At 32.4% G+C, this 18340-nt stretch carries 17 protein-coding genes; 12 read left to right on the top strand and 5 right to left on the bottom strand.

Features of this window, described 5'->3' with window-relative positions; all coding sequences use genetic code 11:
* Positions 1-390 precede the first annotated feature (390 nt).
* The 9 genes from FG167_RS14450 to FG167_RS14490 all read left to right on the top strand — a co-directional run bounded on the left by FG167_RS14450 (position 391) and on the right by FG167_RS14490 (position 8876).
* A complete protein-coding gene (locus FG167_RS14450) occupies positions 391-1038 on the top strand; it encodes a VOC family protein (protein ID WP_370568386.1) in 648 nt (215 codons plus the stop codon).
* Between the two features lie 45 nt (positions 1039-1083).
* Positions 1084-1815, top strand: a complete 732-nt coding sequence (locus FG167_RS14455; protein ID WP_203458934.1) for a DUF6090 family protein — start codon at positions 1084-1086, stop codon at positions 1813-1815.
* A 53-nt stretch (positions 1816-1868) separates the two neighbouring features.
* Entirely contained in the window at positions 1869-2009 is a 141-nt protein-coding gene (locus FG167_RS14460; RefSeq protein WP_203458935.1) for a hypothetical protein, read from the top strand.
* Positions 2010-2310: 301 nt separating this feature from the next.
* Complete coding sequence (locus FG167_RS14465; protein ID WP_203458936.1) at positions 2311-2574, top strand: hypothetical protein; 264 nt, start codon at positions 2311-2313, stop codon at positions 2572-2574.
* A 113-nt stretch (positions 2575-2687) separates the two neighbouring features.
* A complete protein-coding gene (locus tag FG167_RS14470; RefSeq protein ID WP_203458937.1) occupies positions 2688-3689 on the top strand; it encodes an HNH endonuclease signature motif containing protein in 1002 nt (333 codons plus the stop codon).
* A gap of 351 nt (positions 3690-4040) precedes the next feature.
* Entirely contained in the window at positions 4041-6062 is a 2022-nt protein-coding gene (locus FG167_RS14475; RefSeq protein ID WP_203458938.1) for a PHP domain-containing protein, read from the top strand.
* Positions 6043-6360, top strand: a complete 318-nt coding sequence (locus FG167_RS14480) for a hypothetical protein (protein WP_203458939.1) — start codon at positions 6043-6045, stop codon at positions 6358-6360. Before FG167_RS14475 ends, FG167_RS14480 begins: the two co-directional genes overlap by 20 nt.
* A gap of 240 nt (positions 6361-6600) precedes the next feature.
* Complete coding sequence (locus tag FG167_RS14485) at positions 6601-7863, top strand: serine hydrolase (RefSeq protein ID WP_203458940.1); 1263 nt, start codon at positions 6601-6603, stop codon at positions 7861-7863.
* Positions 7864-8177: 314 nt separating this feature from the next.
* Entirely contained in the window at positions 8178-8876 is a 699-nt protein-coding gene (locus FG167_RS14490) for a hypothetical protein (RefSeq protein ID WP_203458941.1), read from the top strand.
* A 6-nt stretch (positions 8877-8882) separates the two neighbouring features.
* Here FG167_RS14490 and FG167_RS14495 read toward each other — a convergent pair whose 3' ends face one another.
* Positions 8883-9824 carry an alpha/beta fold hydrolase gene (locus FG167_RS14495; RefSeq protein WP_203458942.1) on the bottom strand — a complete coding sequence of 314 codons (942 nt, stop codon included), beginning with the start codon at positions 9822-9824 and terminating at the stop codon, positions 8883-8885.
* Between the two features lie 160 nt (positions 9825-9984).
* Here FG167_RS14495 and FG167_RS14500 point away from each other — a divergent pair, with 160 nt between their 5' ends.
* From FG167_RS14500 to FG167_RS14510, 3 genes are all read left to right on the top strand, one after another.
* Positions 9985-10713 carry a hypothetical protein gene (locus FG167_RS14500; protein WP_203458943.1) on the top strand — a complete coding sequence of 243 codons (729 nt, stop codon included), beginning with the start codon at positions 9985-9987 and terminating at the stop codon, positions 10711-10713.
* Positions 10714-10837: 124 nt separating this feature from the next.
* On the top strand, positions 10838-13006 hold the full coding sequence (locus FG167_RS14505) for a DNA mismatch repair protein MutS (RefSeq protein WP_203458944.1): 2169 nt from the start codon (positions 10838-10840) through the stop codon (positions 13004-13006).
* 457 nt (positions 13007-13463) lie between these two features.
* Positions 13464-13880, top strand: a complete 417-nt coding sequence (locus FG167_RS14510) for a thiol-disulfide oxidoreductase DCC family protein (RefSeq protein WP_203458945.1) — start codon at positions 13464-13466, stop codon at positions 13878-13880.
* 4 nt (positions 13881-13884) lie between these two features.
* On the opposite strand, the gene FG167_RS14515 is transcribed toward FG167_RS14510, so the two are convergent.
* From FG167_RS14515 to FG167_RS14530, 4 genes are all read right to left on the bottom strand, one after another.
* Entirely contained in the window at positions 13885-14262 is a 378-nt protein-coding gene (locus tag FG167_RS14515) for a hypothetical protein (protein WP_203458946.1), read from the bottom strand.
* Positions 14263-14291: 29 nt separating this feature from the next.
* Positions 14292-14561, bottom strand: coding sequence for a hypothetical protein (locus FG167_RS14520; RefSeq protein ID WP_203458947.1), 270 nt, complete (start codon positions 14559-14561; stop codon positions 14292-14294).
* A 237-nt stretch (positions 14562-14798) separates the two neighbouring features.
* Positions 14799-15962 carry a sulfurtransferase gene (locus FG167_RS14525; RefSeq protein WP_203458948.1) on the bottom strand — a complete coding sequence of 388 codons (1164 nt, stop codon included), beginning with the start codon at positions 15960-15962 and terminating at the stop codon, positions 14799-14801.
* 1021 nt (positions 15963-16983) lie between these two features.
* Entirely contained in the window at positions 16984-18306 is a 1323-nt protein-coding gene (locus FG167_RS14530) for a dicarboxylate/amino acid:cation symporter (RefSeq protein WP_203458949.1), read from the bottom strand.
* Between the last annotated feature and the right edge of the window lie 34 nt (positions 18307-18340).

The following is an 18340-nucleotide window of genomic DNA, read 5'->3' on the forward strand; positions in this document are numbered from 1 at the left end:
TTATTTTTCAACTCAATACTAGCTTACAAACATTCCTACGGAATATTCTATCTGTCATTTATTTGCTAAATTAGGTGCTTAACAACGCCACTAATTATATACAAATCGGTTAACGACAATTATAAAAAAATGAATAGTTTCCTGGAAATAAAATTTAGAATTCCCCTGTTTGTATTTGCAGCGCTACTATTTCAAATGGTTGGCTGTAAACAGGTATCTGAAAATGCGGATGCGAATGAAAATGCTATCCAAGCGAGTTTTCATCATGTGCATCTAAATGTCAGAGATAGAGATTCAACCATAGCATATTATGAAAAATACTTTGGCGCAACTCGAGTAAAATACCGCGACCAAGCGGACGCCCTGTTTACGGAGAAATCCTTTTTATTCATGCATCTCGTAGATAACAAACCTTCAACACATTTAGGTTCTAGTTTATGGCATATTGGTTGGTCTGGTGTAGATGGGCAATCCGAATTTGATTGGAGAGTGAAAGAAGGAATAGCGATTCATACACCTATTACGCCACTTTACGATAATTTTTGGATGTACTTTCTTGGTCCAGAACAGGAAGTTATAGAGGTTTATACCGGAAATAAAAACCATAGATTTGAACACATACACTTACTAGCCACTAATGTGGATAAAACGATGGATTGGTTCAAATCTAATTTGGGGTTGCTTCCTCTATATGAAAAGGCAAAACAATGGGAGAACAACAAGCTTCGGTGGAAATGGAATTTACTAACCGTCGATAATATTAATATCATAGTATTTGGCAAACCAGTGGAGAAAGAATCATGGTGGCCTAAAGAAAAAATGAAACCAACAGATGGTAGTGCAATCGATCATATTAGTTTTTCATTCGAAAATATTGAACCAGTAATGGATAAAATGAGAGCTGCTGGGTTAGACATTGTACAGGATATAAAAATAGATTCTATGTATGGTATGAAAAGTTTTTTCGTTAGAGGCCTTGACGGTCTGCTAGTAGAAATAGTAGAGGAAAAACCAATCCCTGAGGGCATCTGGCGCTAATAACACAAACACCGTTTCCTGTAAGATAATTACAAAACCTTATATATGATGAAGTTCTTTAGACACATAAGACAGCGACTACTTTCTGAAAACAAATTCAGTAAATATCTAATGTATGCAGTTGGAGAAATTATACTGGTTGTTATCGGTATTTTAATTGCGCTACAATTAAACAATGCCAAAGAAATTAATAAACTTGATGAAACAAGGCACAACTACTATAGTCAGATTTTAGTGGATCTGGATAAAGAAATAGAAAACATTACAAATCGAATTTCCTTTTTAAAAAGTAACACTGTCTCTTTTGAAGCATACAACAAATATTTGGAGACTTTAGATTTAGAGCCTAATCAAATTATGCAGGAATTACTTAAAATTAATAGAGTATCTAGATACGCATCATTTAACACGAATACTATTCAAACATTAGAATCGACAGGAGATATAAAATTAATGCCAGAAATTATTCGAAATCATCTACTGGATGTAAAGCGCTCTCAAGAAAGTTTCAGTAAAGTGTCTAATGGCAATAATGAAGTATACTTAAATGCGCTAATGAAACCGCTTCAATTAGGTCTTCTTAGATTAAACACGAAAAAACCTATGTATAAAGGTTCAAGAATCCATGATAATATAGAAGAAATTATTTTGACACTTGAAGGTGCATTAGGTTTAAAATATTATACTGAAATTAACAATACTAAAGCCCTTAGCGATATGCTGATTAATATAAAAGAATTAAAAGTAAGGATTAATCTTGAACTTAAAAACAAATAACGAAAGCACAACAACGTATAAAAAAACAATCTAATGCGCATTTTAAAAATGCCGTGTATTACTTTGAAATGGCTTCCATAGAGCAACCAAACAATATTGCTATTTTAGAAGCGCTAAAAATGGCTTATGATAAATCTGGCCAAAGCAATAAAGCCATGGAGACACAGGAAAAAATTCAAGCCTTACAAGGATAGTATGTTTAAGGAATAGATGCAGGTGCACCCCAGTTTTCTGATTTTCAACTTGGCTCCTGCTTCATACCAAAATAATTTTATAATTTGCAGACTACGAGCTAGATACAAAACCGATGAGCTGTAGCATAAGAAACCACCAAACAATGTTTAAATGCTTTAGATTAGCGAAACCACATGTTGCAAAGCAAAATCAAAGGTCTGGCAAACCATCTTAATTATTTAGAAGCAGGAAAGCACGAATGCCTTAAATTAATTGCTCTTTTAGAAAATAAAAATACAAGGGTTTTAAAAAATAAATCAAATGACTTGGAATAAAATTAAAAAATCAATACAAACGGATTTACTTTCTAGAGATTTAAAAAACCCTAAAATAAGGTTAAATGCATTAGAAAGAGTTGAAATATTATTGACAACTAAAAATCCAAAACTAATTAGAAATCCCGAGATTGAATTCAAAAAGATTGACAAAAATGAATTAAAAGAAAGTCTTTCAGCATATAAGAAAAGTGGGGAAATATCCGCTTCTGAAAGCAGTATAATTAACGAAATTTATAAACGAATTTAATTAAACAATAAAATCGATTTACCAACACCGTATACAAACAATTGCGATTTTCCTTCGGGAAATCCTCGCTGACAAACCGAAAACTATTCTTATGCATAAACGCAGTACCTAATGTGGAAACCAATACCAAAAAAGAAAATTTGGACAATCTATTTGACATACATGAACCTGAAAAAACCTGCGAATATCGTGGTGAAACTTATCACGTAAGAGAAAATGGTTCTATTTTTAGATGTCAAAAAATCAACAAAAGAAAAAGACCTTTAGACGAAAAGTGGACTTTCGGGAATCCATGTAAGCAACAAGGCTATATGAACTTCTCATCAGAGACAGTTCATAGGATTGTGGCAACTGCGTTTCATGGAAAACAACCTTCGGAAAAACATGTTGTCGACCATATTGACACGAATAGGAAAAACAATAGACCTGAAAACTTAAGATGGGTAACAAGATTGGAAAACATCTTACTAAATCCAATCAGTCTTTCAAGATTAATTTCCAAATATGGCAGTATTGACAATTTCCTTTCAAATCCATCTAAACCAATAGATGGCGAACTTGATCAAAGATTTGATTGGATGCGAACGGTTACAAAAGAAGAATCAGAAAATACTTTAAAAAATTTGCTGAATTGGGCTAAAAAAGGAAAAATTCCATCAGGAGGACAGCTAGGCGAATGGATATTTTTAAATTATACACAACAACCAGAAAAGTATGAGGAGGAAAATCTATTAACAGAATCCTTAACAACAAGTGCAATTCAAAAAAAGTGGAAAACTCAAAGCGAATTTCCAAATTGTCCAACTTCAGTATCTGAAAACTCAATTGACAGTTATAAACAAAACCTAGTGAAAGGAAGTGCCTTTTCAAAAAATCAATATGGGAAATCTGTAGTGGAGGATTTTCAAATACATGAAAACAAAAGAGAATTATTAGTATTAACGAAAAGTGATAGTATTAAACCATTCGCACTCGCAAAAGTTTATATAGAAAATGAAAAGTTTGTTCATGAAAGTCTAGGCACATTTTTCACCTTAATCGGAGCACAAAAACAATTTAATCTAGCATTAGGTCTAGAATGGACTGGAGAAGATTCTATAGACGATTATTCATAAGTTAAAAAACTAGACACAACACCATATATAATTTATCACCACTCCTAACCCACCACAACAAAACACACTTTAAAGCACAAACCTAGATTTGTGCTTTTTATTTTAAAGAAATGCATAGCCATACGGTTTCCCGTAATAAGAATATTATTTCTTGTTATACCTTCGAGTGGTCAACTACTGTTAATTACTTTGTAAATATACGTAGAACTACGTATTGTAAATTACTGTTTTAAATAGTAGCTTGGCGTTATAAACTTTAATACTAGAAGTGCTTTTGTTATTCTGCGCTTATAGGATAAGAGTAAGTTTAGTTATTATATAAAAAGTTAGCCACAAGCAAGAGAAACATTGATGAAAAAAATTGACCTTCATACACATACAATACCTACTGTAAGCGATAGTGACTTTGAATTTAGCTTACCAAAAGTTAAGGAATATGTGGAGAGGTTAGAACTTGATGCTATTGCAATCACTAATCATAATACGTTCGACTCAAAGCAGTATTTCGAAATACGGAATAGCTTATCAATTACAGTTTTTCCAGGAATAGAAGTTGACTTAGAAGGTGGTCATATTCTTGTAATTACTGACCCAAATGAATTTGAAATCTCTGATTTTGAACAAAAGTGTAATAAAGTTTCTAGTATCATTCGAACTAGTGAAGACACTTTATCAATCGAGCAATTCAACGAGATTTTTACAGATTTATCAAAATATATCCTAATACCTCATAACGATAAGAAACCAAATATTAAGCAAGAAACAATTGATGCATTAAAGCCTCATATCACATCTGGAGAAGTTGCAAGTGTTTCTAAATTTAAACGTGCGATAAAAGATGACGATGGTTTAGTTCCAGTCATATTTAGTGATGTTCGCTTTAAGGTTCAACTAACTAATTTCCCGTCACGCCAAACATATATTGACTTAAATGACATATCGCTTTCTGGAATTAAGTCCTGTTTATGTGATAGAAGTAAAATATCATTAACCAAAGAAAGTGGAAATGATTTTTTCCAAGCAACAGACGATGGACTAGTGTTATCAACAGGCTTGACAATTATATTAGGAGAAAGGTCGTCTGGTAAATCTGTAACATTAAACAAAATATCTGCTTCGTCTGGCAATGCAAAATATATCAAACAGTTTTCATTATTACATAATGATGAGCAACAATTTAATGATACGAATAACGCTAGACTTAGTTTAGTTCGTCATAATTTTTTAGGGGAATTTAGAAAAGTAGTTGAAAAGACTGTTCAAGTAGATTTAGAAAAAAATCACATAGAAATTGAGAATTATTTTGATTCACTGAAAAAATTCGCATCCGAAAACGAGAAAAAGGACTTATATTCAAAATGTGTAATATTCAGTGAAAATGCTTTTATAATCAACGACTTAAGTAATCTAGACAAAGTTATAAAAGCCGTTGAGACGTTAATAAAAAACAATGAATACCAAGATATTATCCAAAAGCATTTAGAAACTAAAAAATTAAAAAGTTTAGCAATTGAACTAAATCAAAAGGCTATTGATTCAAATGTTGACAATAATAAAAAGAATTGGATTAATTCCTTAACAAGCGATATTACAAGAGAATTAAGAATTAAAACTACTGGTTCGGTAATTGAGGATTTGGACTTTTACAAGATAGCTTTGGATGAAGTTAGAGTAAATAAATTTAATACTGTAGCATCCGAACTCAAAATGAGCAGAGATATACATAGAGAAGAATTAGGCAAGTTCTCTATTGTGACTTCTACAAATAAAATTGAAGGAGCCGCAGACCTTCAAAAAATTGGTAGAGACAAGAAAACTTATAGTATTGCTTTTAGTCACTATAACACATCTTCATATCAATATTTATTAAAACTCAAGGAATTAGGTGTTGAAGATGCTAACTTGTTTAATTTTTTCATCAAAATTGAATCTGTTACCTTAAATAAAGATGGATTTATAGTTTCGGGAGGAGAACGTTCTGAATTCAATCTAATTCACGAAATTCAAGACGCTACGAAATATGATTTATTGCTAATAGATGAGCCTGAATCCTCTTTTGATAACAATTTTCTTAATAAAGAAATTAACTCAATAATTAAGCATATTTCTACTTTGATGCCTGTAGTTGTTGTAACTCACAATAGCACAGTTGGAGCTTCGATAAAACCAAATTTTATAGCAATAACTAAAAAAAGCATAGAAGATGGAGAATTCATTTATCGTATTTATACTGGTTATCCATCAGATAAAGAACTGGTAAGTCCAGACGGAAACAAAATCGAAAATTATAAAACTTTACTTAGCTGTTTAGAGGCAGGTCTCGATGCATATAATGAAAGAAAAGAACAAACATATGACATACTTAAAAATTGACAATAATAAAGGACACTATAGAATTGAGGGAACAACCGAAGAATGGACTGAATTAGACCAAATTAGTAAAGATGACTTGTTGAAACTATTGGTGAAAGCGACAACAGAAGAATTTGAAATGGATGAATACAAAGATGAACTTCTTCAAAATCCTGCTCATAACATAATTTACAAAAATGTTTACGGGAAATTTACAGAACTTCTTAGTAATAAAACTAGATTTCAAGATAGTGTGAATTTAATGTACAAATCAGCAATCGATAAATACACAATTGAATTAACTGAAGAAGAAGAATAGTAATAAATGCCAGTGGCTAACAATGTATATAAAACATAGCTACTATAGGCTTTACCAAAGGTTTTTGTGTGTTTGTAAAGACCGCCAAATTTTTAAATTTGGCTTTTAGTAAAATTAAGATAAAAAGAAAAATTTAAAAATTCGGCTCGTGTATAATCCGAAACGATAGCGTCTTTTTACACGCTACGTTTCATATACTAACCGTTATGCTCAATTTCTAAAATGAACATCCTTAAAAAAATGAACTATTTCAGACTATTACTTCTCTTATTAATTGTTTCCTATTCAAATTTATTTGCTCAAACTTATGATGGTTTTTCAAACGAGGAAATTCAGTCCGTATTTAAGCAATGGAATATGGATAATTGGGATGATGGAGGTGAAATATCTCGTTATATATTTTTAAATATGCCTGAATTTTGGACTCACGCCATAATCCATAGAGAAGGAAATGTTAAAAGCCTAAAAGAAGATTACCGCAAAGAAATCGAGGAGTTTGTTGTTACTTCTGAATTAGGACAAATGACACTTCAAGACTATGTCAAAACTTGCGACAAAGTGGATGGTATGATAATATTGCAAGGAGACCGTATTGTATATGAAGCCTACCCAAGAATGTTTTCAAACGATAGGCATCTTTACTGGTCAGTATCTAAAGTATTTGCTTCAACTCTTATAGCAGTTTTGGAAGACAGAAAACAACTTGATGTAACAAAACCAATAGAACATTATCTACCTGAACTTAAAGGGTCTGGATGGGAAAGTGTACCCATAATTGACATTCTTGATATGGCTTCAGGAATTGATTGTCGTGAATGGGTGGATGGCGCTTTTGAAAACCCTGAAACTTGTTACTATCAATTTGAAGCAGCTCTTGGATTTCTAAAACGAACAGAAAAAACCGCAGACAATGCTTTTGAGCACATTAAAACCTTATCATCTGCAAAAACTTCTGGAGAAATATTTGAATATACTTCAGTGAACACTTTCGTTCTCTCTTGCCTAATAGAAAGAATCACAGGTCTTTCTTATGCAGAAAATATTGAGCGTGAAATTTGGCGAAAAATTGGTGCGGAATCTGATGCATTTATTACGCAAACAAATGGCACGAGTGTATCTCACGCAGGAATTAGTTCTACACTTCGAGATTTAGCTCGATTTGGCTATATGTTTTTAACCGATGGTCGTTCAGGTGATAATACTTTCGTTTCAAATGAATATTTCGATAAAATTCAAAAGCAAGGTCGTCCTCATTTGATTACTGCATACGGTTCTGAAAATTACACGCTTGATAAAGAAGTTGTTCATCACAATACCTATCAATGGGACAAAGTAATGGAAGATGGAGATTTTTATAAAGGTGGTTTTAGCGGACAAGGTCTTTACATTTCACCTTCTCGAAATTTAGTGATAGCCTTTTTTGGAACTGCCGATGATAAAGGAGTTTATAACGAATTAGATGATATTTCAAGACAGGTTTCTAAATCAAACCTTTTTGATTAATAAAAGAAATAAATTAAAACAGAGCATAACACCGTATACAATTTATTGCTAGTTCTAGCCTACTCACAAAACCCCTTTCGCATGCTATTCGCTATATATTTATTAACTTAGATGCTTTTAACCATGTAACTGGTCTTACTTTTATGATTTTCTCTGCAATTAAAATTATGCAATTCAAAAAGTATTTAAAGTCCATGAACAAATAATATAACATCTTTCTTTTTGTTGCTATCTTATCTCCTATTTTCCAAATGACGCATAAATATAGTATTCCATTTTTATTATATCACTTAGTTTCCTACTAACAAAACCTTATGAAACACCTACTTTTTTCTTTTTTTATTTTCTATTCCTGCATTGCTATTAGTCAGAATTTTGAAGGAACACTTACCTATAAAAACGATCTTGTACTTTCAAAAAAACTTGTAGAAAAAACAGGGCTCACCGTTGAAAAAATGAAAAAAAATAATTCCTTTTTTGCATACACGGAAATCACCTATAAGCAAGGTAATTATTGTATGGAAGCGTCAAATTCAAGAATAAAACAGATTTATAACCCGGAAAGAAAGGAGCTTTTAACTATCGATAGCAAACTAGATTTAGTTTCGGCAATAATAACGAATATAGATTTAGAATTTGAAAAAACAGGAAACCTTCCAAAAATAGAAATTGTAGATACTAAGGAAGTAATTCTTTCGCATACTTGTAAAAAAGTAGTGGTCACTTGGCAATCGGGAGTTTATGCGTATTACTATAATTCGCAATTCCTTCCAATGGATCCTAATTTATATGCCAATCATAGGTACGATATGTGGTTTGAATTCTTAAAAAAATCCAATGCATTGCCTTTAAAAATCGTAAAGAAAACTAACGGCTTTATGACCGCTACAATGACCTTAGAAAAAGTAGATGCCCATGCTGTTAAAGACAAGAAATTCAAATTACCGAAGCTAAAACCACACGAAGATTTTGTGTTTGAAAAAGGAAATCAGCGGTATTATAAGAAAGATTAACGCGGATTATTTTTCCAAAAATCCCAACATCTTTGCATTCACCACTTCCGCTTGATCAATAGATAAAAAATGGCCTGCATTATTAATAACTTCCCCTTTTCCTTGTGGTAGCATTTTGGCAATTTCTATGGTTCTTCTTTCATTAATCATATCGTCATCCCCAATTAAAACCAACACCGGCATTTGCAGAGATTTTAGCACGTCATTAGAAAACGGTTGCATACTAGACATAAATTGATTTACCGAGTCTTTTTCGGTAGCGATATAATATTGCTCTAAATAGGCATCGCTAATATTAGCAACATTACTAGACATACTTTCTAGGCTTTGTGCGATGCGTTTTTCTTTAGAAGAAAGCAATGCAGCAACATTTTTAAGTAAATTCATACTTGGTTTAATCCAGGTAAAGGTTTGCGCCGGACTCAATAAAATCAGGCTTTTAATTCTTTTCTGGTTGTCTAAAGCAAGGTTTACCGCTAACCAACCGCCACGAGAAGCGCCAATAAGATGAAAGCTGTCTAACTCTAAAGCAAACAACACTTCTTGATACCAATCGATAACGTGGTCTACACTATCTAAATCTGTATACAAATAAGACTTTCCTGGTTCTAGTATAAAATCAATAGCATACACACGATGGTTGCTGCTAAGTGCTTTAATATTTGGATACCACATGGTAGAACTCGCATTCATGCCATGTAATAAAACTACAGGTGCGGCATGTTCTGGTCCGCTAACAATCACATGTGCAACACCATCTGTAGTCGGAATGTATAATTCTTCAAAAGCGACATCCCATAACTTTAGGGTTTCGTCATAGGCTTCAAAATACGCTTTATCCGAAGCATCTGCCTTGGAAATATAATCTGGTATTTTTTTATAGGCATCATATTTACTAGTGCAACTCATAAATAAAACAGAAAAAATAAGTAGTAAAAAGAATCTCATAATTAGGTGTTATTAATCGTTGTAAATTTAATGCTAATTCGCGGGAACATGCTACCAATTTCGTAAATTTGTAGTACCCAAAAACACCTATTAAAAGAAGGAGTATTTTTCCGTTCCTATCTACCGACAGGCAGGTTCACGGAATAAAAAACACAGTAACATGGAGAGAGAGCAAGTTTTAAAAGAAATCATTACTGGATACCGAAATACGATTCAGCAACGTTATCAATATCAAAATATCAAGGATACCTATGGACTTCCAGATTCTATAGATGCCGAAACCGTAAACCAGCTTCGGGAGTATTTTCTGAATTATATGTATCCAGAATTTGAAAAACGACAAGAATTAAACGAGGCGTTTAGCAGTCTGGAAGAATTCACCAAGCATCCCAAAAAATTAGTAAGTATTGCACTAGATGCTACCAAACTGATTTTTAAATATGGAAGACACCTTCCTAAAATATTAAATACCGGATTAAAGGCCATGCAGTCTTTTAAAGCTGCAGATAACTTTGAAAATAATCTGGTAGATGAAGCCATAAAAAATAAGATCGAAGGACCTTATGATCCAGAAAAGATACATGCGCTCATTAAATTATTATCTCGGGAAGAAATAGAGAAATTTATTAGTATTTCAGAATCGTTATTTGATGTGTTACACGATAAAATCCTCATTAAAAAAATCAAAGGAATTATTGAGTATCTAATAAAAATGATGCGAAAAAAGGAAAACACCTATACTCCACAACAAATTAAAGGTCTAGAAATAGGACTGGAAATGTTAACGGAAGGCGATGCCCTTTTTAACCGATTAACTTTAGAAGATCAGCAAAATTTAGTCGACCTCATTATAGAAATAGAAAAAGATGCTTTGGAGCTTATTTTTTAGAAAGTACTAAAAGCTACATCTAAAAGTAAAATTCCAAGTCTCAAGGCAATTGCTTAACTTTGTTGTGCTATAAAAAAGTATTCCATAAAACAATAATGCCATTTCCTCTTTCGCGGAATAAATTATGATAAACATACCCGAAAAAACATTACAAGATTTAGAATTTTCTACCGTTTTACAACAAGTAAGTGAACTTTGCATTACGCCTTTAGGACATGCCCAAGCGTTACAAATTACGCCATATAAAACCAAAGAAGAATTACTAGTATCCCTACAATTGGTGGACGAATATCTATCGTCTTTTCATAATGACAATAGAATTCCAAATCATGGTTTTGATACTATTGCTAAAGAATTAAAGCTTTTAAAAATTGAAAACACGTTTTTAGAAATACACAGTTTAAAAAAATTGGTATCTATTTCATTAACGTGTAATGAGATTGTAACATTCCTTAAAAAGTTTCAGGAGTATTATCCTAAATTACATGACTTCGCTTTCTATATCGAAGTGACCAAAGAAATCATTGAAAAAATTGATGCGAATGTAGATCGTTTTGGCGACATAAAAGACGACGCTTCTCCCCTGCTTTTTGAGATAAGAAAAAGCATGAATACCCTTAAAGGTAAAATTAACGGCAGTTTTGCTTCGGCATTAAACAGTTACCATCAACTCGATTATTTAGATGATATACGCGAATCTGTTGTAGAAAACAAGCGGGTTCTTGCTGTAAAAGCCATGCATAGACGTAAGGTGAAAGGTGCTATTATGGGAAGTAGTAAAACAGGAAGTATTGTTTATATTGAACCAGAAGCGACTTTAAGACACACCAGAGAGCTTAATAATTTAGAGTTTGAAGAAGCCGAAGAAATTGTAAGAATCCTTAAGGAAATCACCAATTTTGTAAGACCCTTTTTACCTTTATTAGAAAAGTACCAAGACTTTTTAATTGCTATCGATGTAATTTCCGCGAAAGCGAAATATGCACGATCTATGGATGCTATTCTTCCGGAAATTAATGAAAACAGAACGCTATTTATACGCGATGCATATCATCCTTTATTACTTTTAAATAATAAAGCGAAGAAGGAAAAAACATTCCCGCAAACCATAGAATTAAAACAAGACAGTAGAATTATCGTTATTTCTGGTCCCAATGCGGGAGGAAAAAGTATTACACTAAAAACCGTAGGATTACTACAAGTCATGCTACAATGTGGAATGTTAATTCCGGTACATGAACGTAGTTCTGTGTGCTTGTTTGATAGAGTTTTAAGTGATATTGGAGATAACCAATCTATTGAAAATCAACTGAGTACCTACAGCTACCGACTGAAGCAAATGAATTATTTTTTAAGAAAGTGTAATAAGAATACGCTTTTCTTAATCGATGAATTTGGTACAGGATCAGATCCGGAACTTGGTGGTGCTTTAGCAGAAACTTTTTTAGAAGAATTTTATCATCGGGAAGCTTTTGGGATTATCACCACGCACTACTCCAACTTAAAACTATTAGCGAACGAGTTGCCTTTTATGGAAAATGCAAATATGCTTTTTGATGAAAAAAGTTTAGAGCCTATTTACAAACTGGTGATTGGTAATGCAGGAAGTTCGTTTACGTTTGAAGTAGCACAGAAAAATGGGATTCCGTATAGTTTAATAAATCGTTCTAAAAAGAAGATAGAACGTGGTAAAGTACGTTTTGATGCTACTATTGCAAAGCTTCAAAAGGAAAGAAGCAAACTAGAGAAAACCGGACAATCTTTAAAAGAAAACGAAAAGAAAAAACTTGCTGAAGCAGATAAGCTCGAAGAGATAAATGCGAAGGTGCAGAAAAAACTAGAAAACTATCAAGAGCTATATGATAGCAATCAACGTTTGGTGTATTTAGGAACCAAAGTGAATGATTTAGCCGAAAAATTCTTCGATAATAAACAGAAAAAGCAATTAATGGCAGAACTGTTTAAGCTGGTACAGATTGAAAATTCGAAACGTAAAAAAGTTACTGTTAAGCAGAAAAAAGCGAAAAAACATAAAGAGACGCAAGTCAAACAAGAAGTAGAAAAGAAAGTAGAAGTTATTAGAGAAAAGAAAAAGGAAGCCAAGAAAAAAGCAATCGTTCCCGAAAAACCGAAAGCGATTCTAAAAGTTGGTGATCGTGTACGTATGGAAGATGGTCGTGCGGTTGGAACTATTGATAAAATGGAAAAAAACAAGGCCGTTGTGAATTATGGTATTTTTACGACTAACGTTAGTGTAGCGATGTTAGAACTTGTAGAGGCTGTTAAAAAGTAGTTAGTAAAAATTAGAATGTCCTTTAGGTATTAACTCCTCTTGCTTATAATTTCTTTTATTAGAAATTATAATTCATTCTCCTCTTTAAAAAAGAGGAGAGCATTAAAAAAAAATGCTTTTAGACTACCTTTTAATACCATATAAAAAGAAACATAGTACTTGTTCCTCGCTATAAACAAAGGAGATGATTTTTAAAAAGAAAAAATCGAAGGGTTTTAATCTTTTGGTTATATAAACACTAATAAAAAGAGATTCTCCTCTCTAAAAAAGAGCAAAGCTATAAAAAACATTCTTTTTACTATACATAGTAAATAAGAACTAAAAAGGAATATAGTACTTGTTCCTCCCTTTAAACCAAGGGAGGTGATTTTTTAAAAAGAAAAAATCGGAGGGTTTTAATCTTCTGAATGAATAAACAGTAATATAAACAGATTCCTGCCTGCGCAGGAATAATACTATGAACCAATTACCAAAACATAAACAACTAATCTTATTTGATGGTGTTTGCAACTTATGCAACAGCACAGTACAATATGTGATAAAACACGATAAGAAAGATGTGTTTCGGTTTGCGCCTTTGCAAAGTGCTATTGGTCAAACCATAATAGCCAAGTATCATATAGATCCTGTAAAAACGGATTCTATACTACTCTACTCTAATGAAAATGGATTGAAAGTGAAATCTACAGCTGCATTGTATATTGCCAAGCATTTAGGTTTTCCGAATAATATAATGGTCGTGTTTTTAATTGTACCAACGTTTATACGGAATAGCGTGTACAACTACATTGCTAAAAACAGGTATAAATGGTATGGTAAAAAAGATGCTTGTATGATACCTACTCCCGAATTAAAAGATAAGTTTTTAGGATAATAGGTTAATCGATTCTAACAAAAGGAATTTCTGAAATAGCACTTAAAAGAAGTTCTCCTTCTGCATTAAAAGAATAGGAAGTGTTTATTTCTTCGTCCATCATTAATTGTAAATTGGTACCAGAAGAATTCCACTCTAAAGATACTGCATTAGAAATAGCGGTTCCATCATCATGGTTTTCCGAAGTAAATTGAACTCCAGTATTATCCGCAAGAAAAACAAAGCCATTTGCAAAACTACTATTAGAATCTGCACGTTGCCATTCACCAACTAATGTATTCGTTTCGTTTTGGTTGTCGTCCATATCATTAGTACTACAAGAAAATAATGTAGAAACTATAAGTAATACAACTACGAAACTAGAGTTAATGGTGTTTTTCATTTATTTTCTTTTAGAGTATATAAAGACGATTAGCAGTTTTTAATACCACGCTTTGTTTTAAAAATTAAATTCTTTCTACCAGAAAGTGTATTCTCAATAATATACTTGTAAGATTTCTTTCTTGTTATGGTATTTGTGTCCACTTTAAACTCTAATAATTGCACTTCGTTTATAGAAGTTACACAAATATTTTCAATGGTAATAGGAGTTGAATGTAATTCATTTACTAATTCTATATCTTGAGCAGATGCTGCAAAAAAAGAAAAAATAACCAATAAGAGGGTTGTTACTAATTTCATGAGACCTTTAATTTGTTGAAGTAAAGGTAGCGGTAGTATCTAATATGCTAAAATATATTCGGTATAGAACGAGTATATTAGATGATGAAAAAATAATTGTAAAAAAAATCGATGAACAACCTATTATTTTCAAGTTTTGCTCAAAAACCTATTGTTTTAGAGGGGTTTTAAAATGAATAAAATTAGATTGAATGGATAATGGCTGTAAAAAGCTTTGTTAAGTAGTGTTTTGGATTACTATAAATTGAATAATTTATTCAAGCTTCTATAGGTAATACGCTCCATAACATCAAACTCTCCATCTGCAAAAAACATCTTTTTTATTTCTACAAGTAGTTTATCGATATCCTCTTTTGTGAAGTGATGTTCTTTTAGACCTGCTTGAATTTTTTGAATACTCTGATAATCATTATCTGCATCAAACTCATCATGAATTTTCTGAAAGGTTTGCATGTCTACTTTTTCAATGATTAGGTTTCTTTCTTTATTATCTTCTTCAAAATTAGAGTTTGCAGCGTATAATAAAGTATAAGCAATTAATTCGTTTTTAGTCCAATGCATCTTATTATTGTTATCTATTAAACTTCCGTATTCTGTCCAAGAACCATCATAAACAGCAACATTATTATATCCTAAACGATCTGCTGCTAAAGCTAAAACACAAGCTGTAATTCCAGAACCACAAGAAAAAACAAGATGCTCCTCCTTAGTGGTTGCACTTTTAAAAACTGTTTTTAACTGTTCTTCAGATAGTAGCTTTTTATTCTCTAATAAATCTTCAAACGGAAGGTTTATAGAGTTAGGTATCGTTCCACTTCGCAGTCCTTCTCTGGGTTCGGCAATACTTCCATTAAATCTACCTGCAGATCTTGCATCTAAGATAGTATAGTTTTTGTCTTCTTGAATTTTTAAAATATCATCAAAAAACAACATATAACCAGGTTGCTTTCTGGCTTGAAAATCACCAACTTGTACGGGATGCGTTTGTTTTATTTCAATAGGAAATTCTTTTTGTTTCCATTCTGGGAATCCGCCATTTAAAACAGCAACATTATCATAACCAAAAGCTTTAAAAAGCCACCAAACTCTGGCGCTGGAGTAAATCCCTTTTTCATCATAAACTACAATGGCACTGTCTTTATTAATACCTAATTCTTGTGTAGAGGCAGTAAATTGTGCTTCGGAAGGAAAGGCACTTGGAAAGGCATCCTCTACATTACTAAACTTCTTTTTAATATCGAAAAATCGCGTATTTGGTATTTGTGTTTCTTCCGGAAAAACGGCACTTCCATTTACTATTTTAGGAATGGTAGCATTTAAAATAACAAGATTAGTCGCAGCTCGGTTTTTATATAACCAGTCTACGGAAACTACAGGTTCTGAAATAGAAATATTCACCATAATTATTTAAATACTAAAAACAAATTCAAATTTAAAAAAAAATTTCCTCTTTGATACTCTCTTTAATAGCTTGATATCCTTCGTTGTACCTAGGAATCGAAAAAAGTATTGCGATTCTTCTTTTTTATAAAGCTTTCCTAAATAGCATGAGATCCTTCGTGCCTCTTGATACTCTCTTAAATATCAAGAGATCCTTCGTTGTTCCTAGAAATCGAAAAAACCATAGCGATTCTTCTTTTTTATAAAGATTTCCTAAATAGCATGAGATCCTTCGTGCCTCTTGATACTCTCTAAAATATCAAGAGATCCTTCGTTGTTCCTAGAAATCGAAAAAACCATTGCGATTCTTCTTTTTTATAAAGATTTCCTAAATAGCATGAGATCCTTCGTGCCTCTTGATACTCTCTAAAATATCAAGAGATCCTTCGTTGTTCCTAGAAATCGAAAAAACCATTGCGATTCTTCTTTTTTATAAAAATTTCCTAAATAGCATGAGATCCTTCGTGCCTCTTGATACTCTCTAAAATATCAAGAGATCCTTCGTTGTTCCTAGAAATCGAAAAAACCATTGCGATTCTTCTTTTTTATAAAGATTTCCTAAATAGCATGAGATCCTTCAATCCTCTTGATACTCTCTTAAATATCAAGAGATCCTTCGTTGTTCCTAGAAATCGAAAAAACCATTGCGATTCTTCTTTTTTATAAAGATTTCCTAAATAGCATGAGATCCTTCAATCCTCTTGATACTCTCTTAAATATCAAGAGATCCTTCGTTGTTCCTAGAAATCGAAAAAACCATTGCGATTCTTCTTTTTTATAAAGATTTCCTAAATAGCATGAGATCCTTCGTGCCTCTTGATACTCTCTAAAATATCAAGAGATCCTTCGTTGTTCCTAGAAATCGAAAAAACCATTGCGATTCTTCTTTTTTATAAAGATTTCCTAAATAGCATGAGATCCTTCGTGCCTCAGGATAAGCGATTCACAACGTTTTTTCAAAATAAAAAAACGTGTTCTCTGCTTACTTAACAGCATCATAATTATCATCCCATTCTTTTGGTTTCGGATGGTCATGAAGCTTTCCTAAAGATTTAGCAACAATCATGGAAACAGTAGCATCTCCAGTTACATTAACAACCGTTCTACACATGTCTAAAGGTCTATCTACTGCAAAAATTAAGGCCAAACCAATTGGTAATAATTCTGCTGGGAAACCTATAGATTCTAAAACGATAACTAGCATTACCATTCCTGCACTTGGTACCGCAGCACTTCCAATAGAAGCCAATAAAGCCGTTGCTATAATCACTAATTGGTTCGTAAATGTTAATCCTTCTGGCCAAATTACCTGCATGATAAAAACAGCAGCAATACCTTGATATAAACTTGTTCCATCCATATTTACGGTTGCTCCTACTGGTAATACAAACCCAGAAACTTCTTTATCGACACCTAAATGTTCTTCCACACGTTCCATAGTCACGGGTAAAGTTGCAGCACTAGAACTTGTAGAAAAAGCTAATAATTGCGCTGGAGATATTTCTTTTAAAAACCAAAGCGGTGATTTCTTCACCACAAACTTTATAAGCACTAAATAGAAAACAATCATTAAGGCTAAACCTAGCACTACACAGCCTGCGTAGTTTAAAAGTTTTAATAAAATTTCGGTATCATCAAAGGCTATAATTACGTTTGCCATTAAAGCAAATACGGCATAAGGTGCAAATAACATAATTAAATCCACCATTTTCATTACGACTTCATTTAACGAATCAAAGAAATTTATTAACGGTTTTGCTTTTTTCTCATCAATTAGTAATAAACAAATACCTACAAATAAAGCAAAGAAAATAACCTGAAGCATTTTTGCTTCTCCTAAAGAAACGAATATATTACTCGGAAAAATATCGACTAAAGACTGTAATGGTCCAGCATCATTTTGCGCTGTAGCTTTGGCTAATTTATCGGTAACACCAGCATCATTTTCATATTTCATTTTGATTTTAGTAATCGTATCTTGAGACATTCCAACTCCTGGTTTCACGGTATTTACAATTGTTAACCCTATAATAATTGCAATTAGCGTGGTACCAACATAAATCGCTATGGTTCGTAATCCCATGGATTTAATTTTAGAAATATCTTTTAAATCGGAAATCCCTTTAATTAACGAAGCAAGAATTAACGGAACAGCAATAAGCTTTAAAAGGTTAATAAAGATTTTACCCCAAGGAGCAATCCAATCGGAAACAAAATCTTTGCCATCATACGCATTCATTATGAATCCGAAGACAATACCCAATATCATTCCTATTATTATTTTCCAGTGCAATGCTAATTTCATGTTATTTATTTTTCATTTCCGTTAGGCGGAAACT

It is taken from the genome of Lacinutrix sp. WUR7 (assembly GCF_016864015.1).
Taxonomy (GTDB): Bacteria; Bacteroidota; Bacteroidia; order Flavobacteriales; family Flavobacteriaceae; genus Oceanihabitans.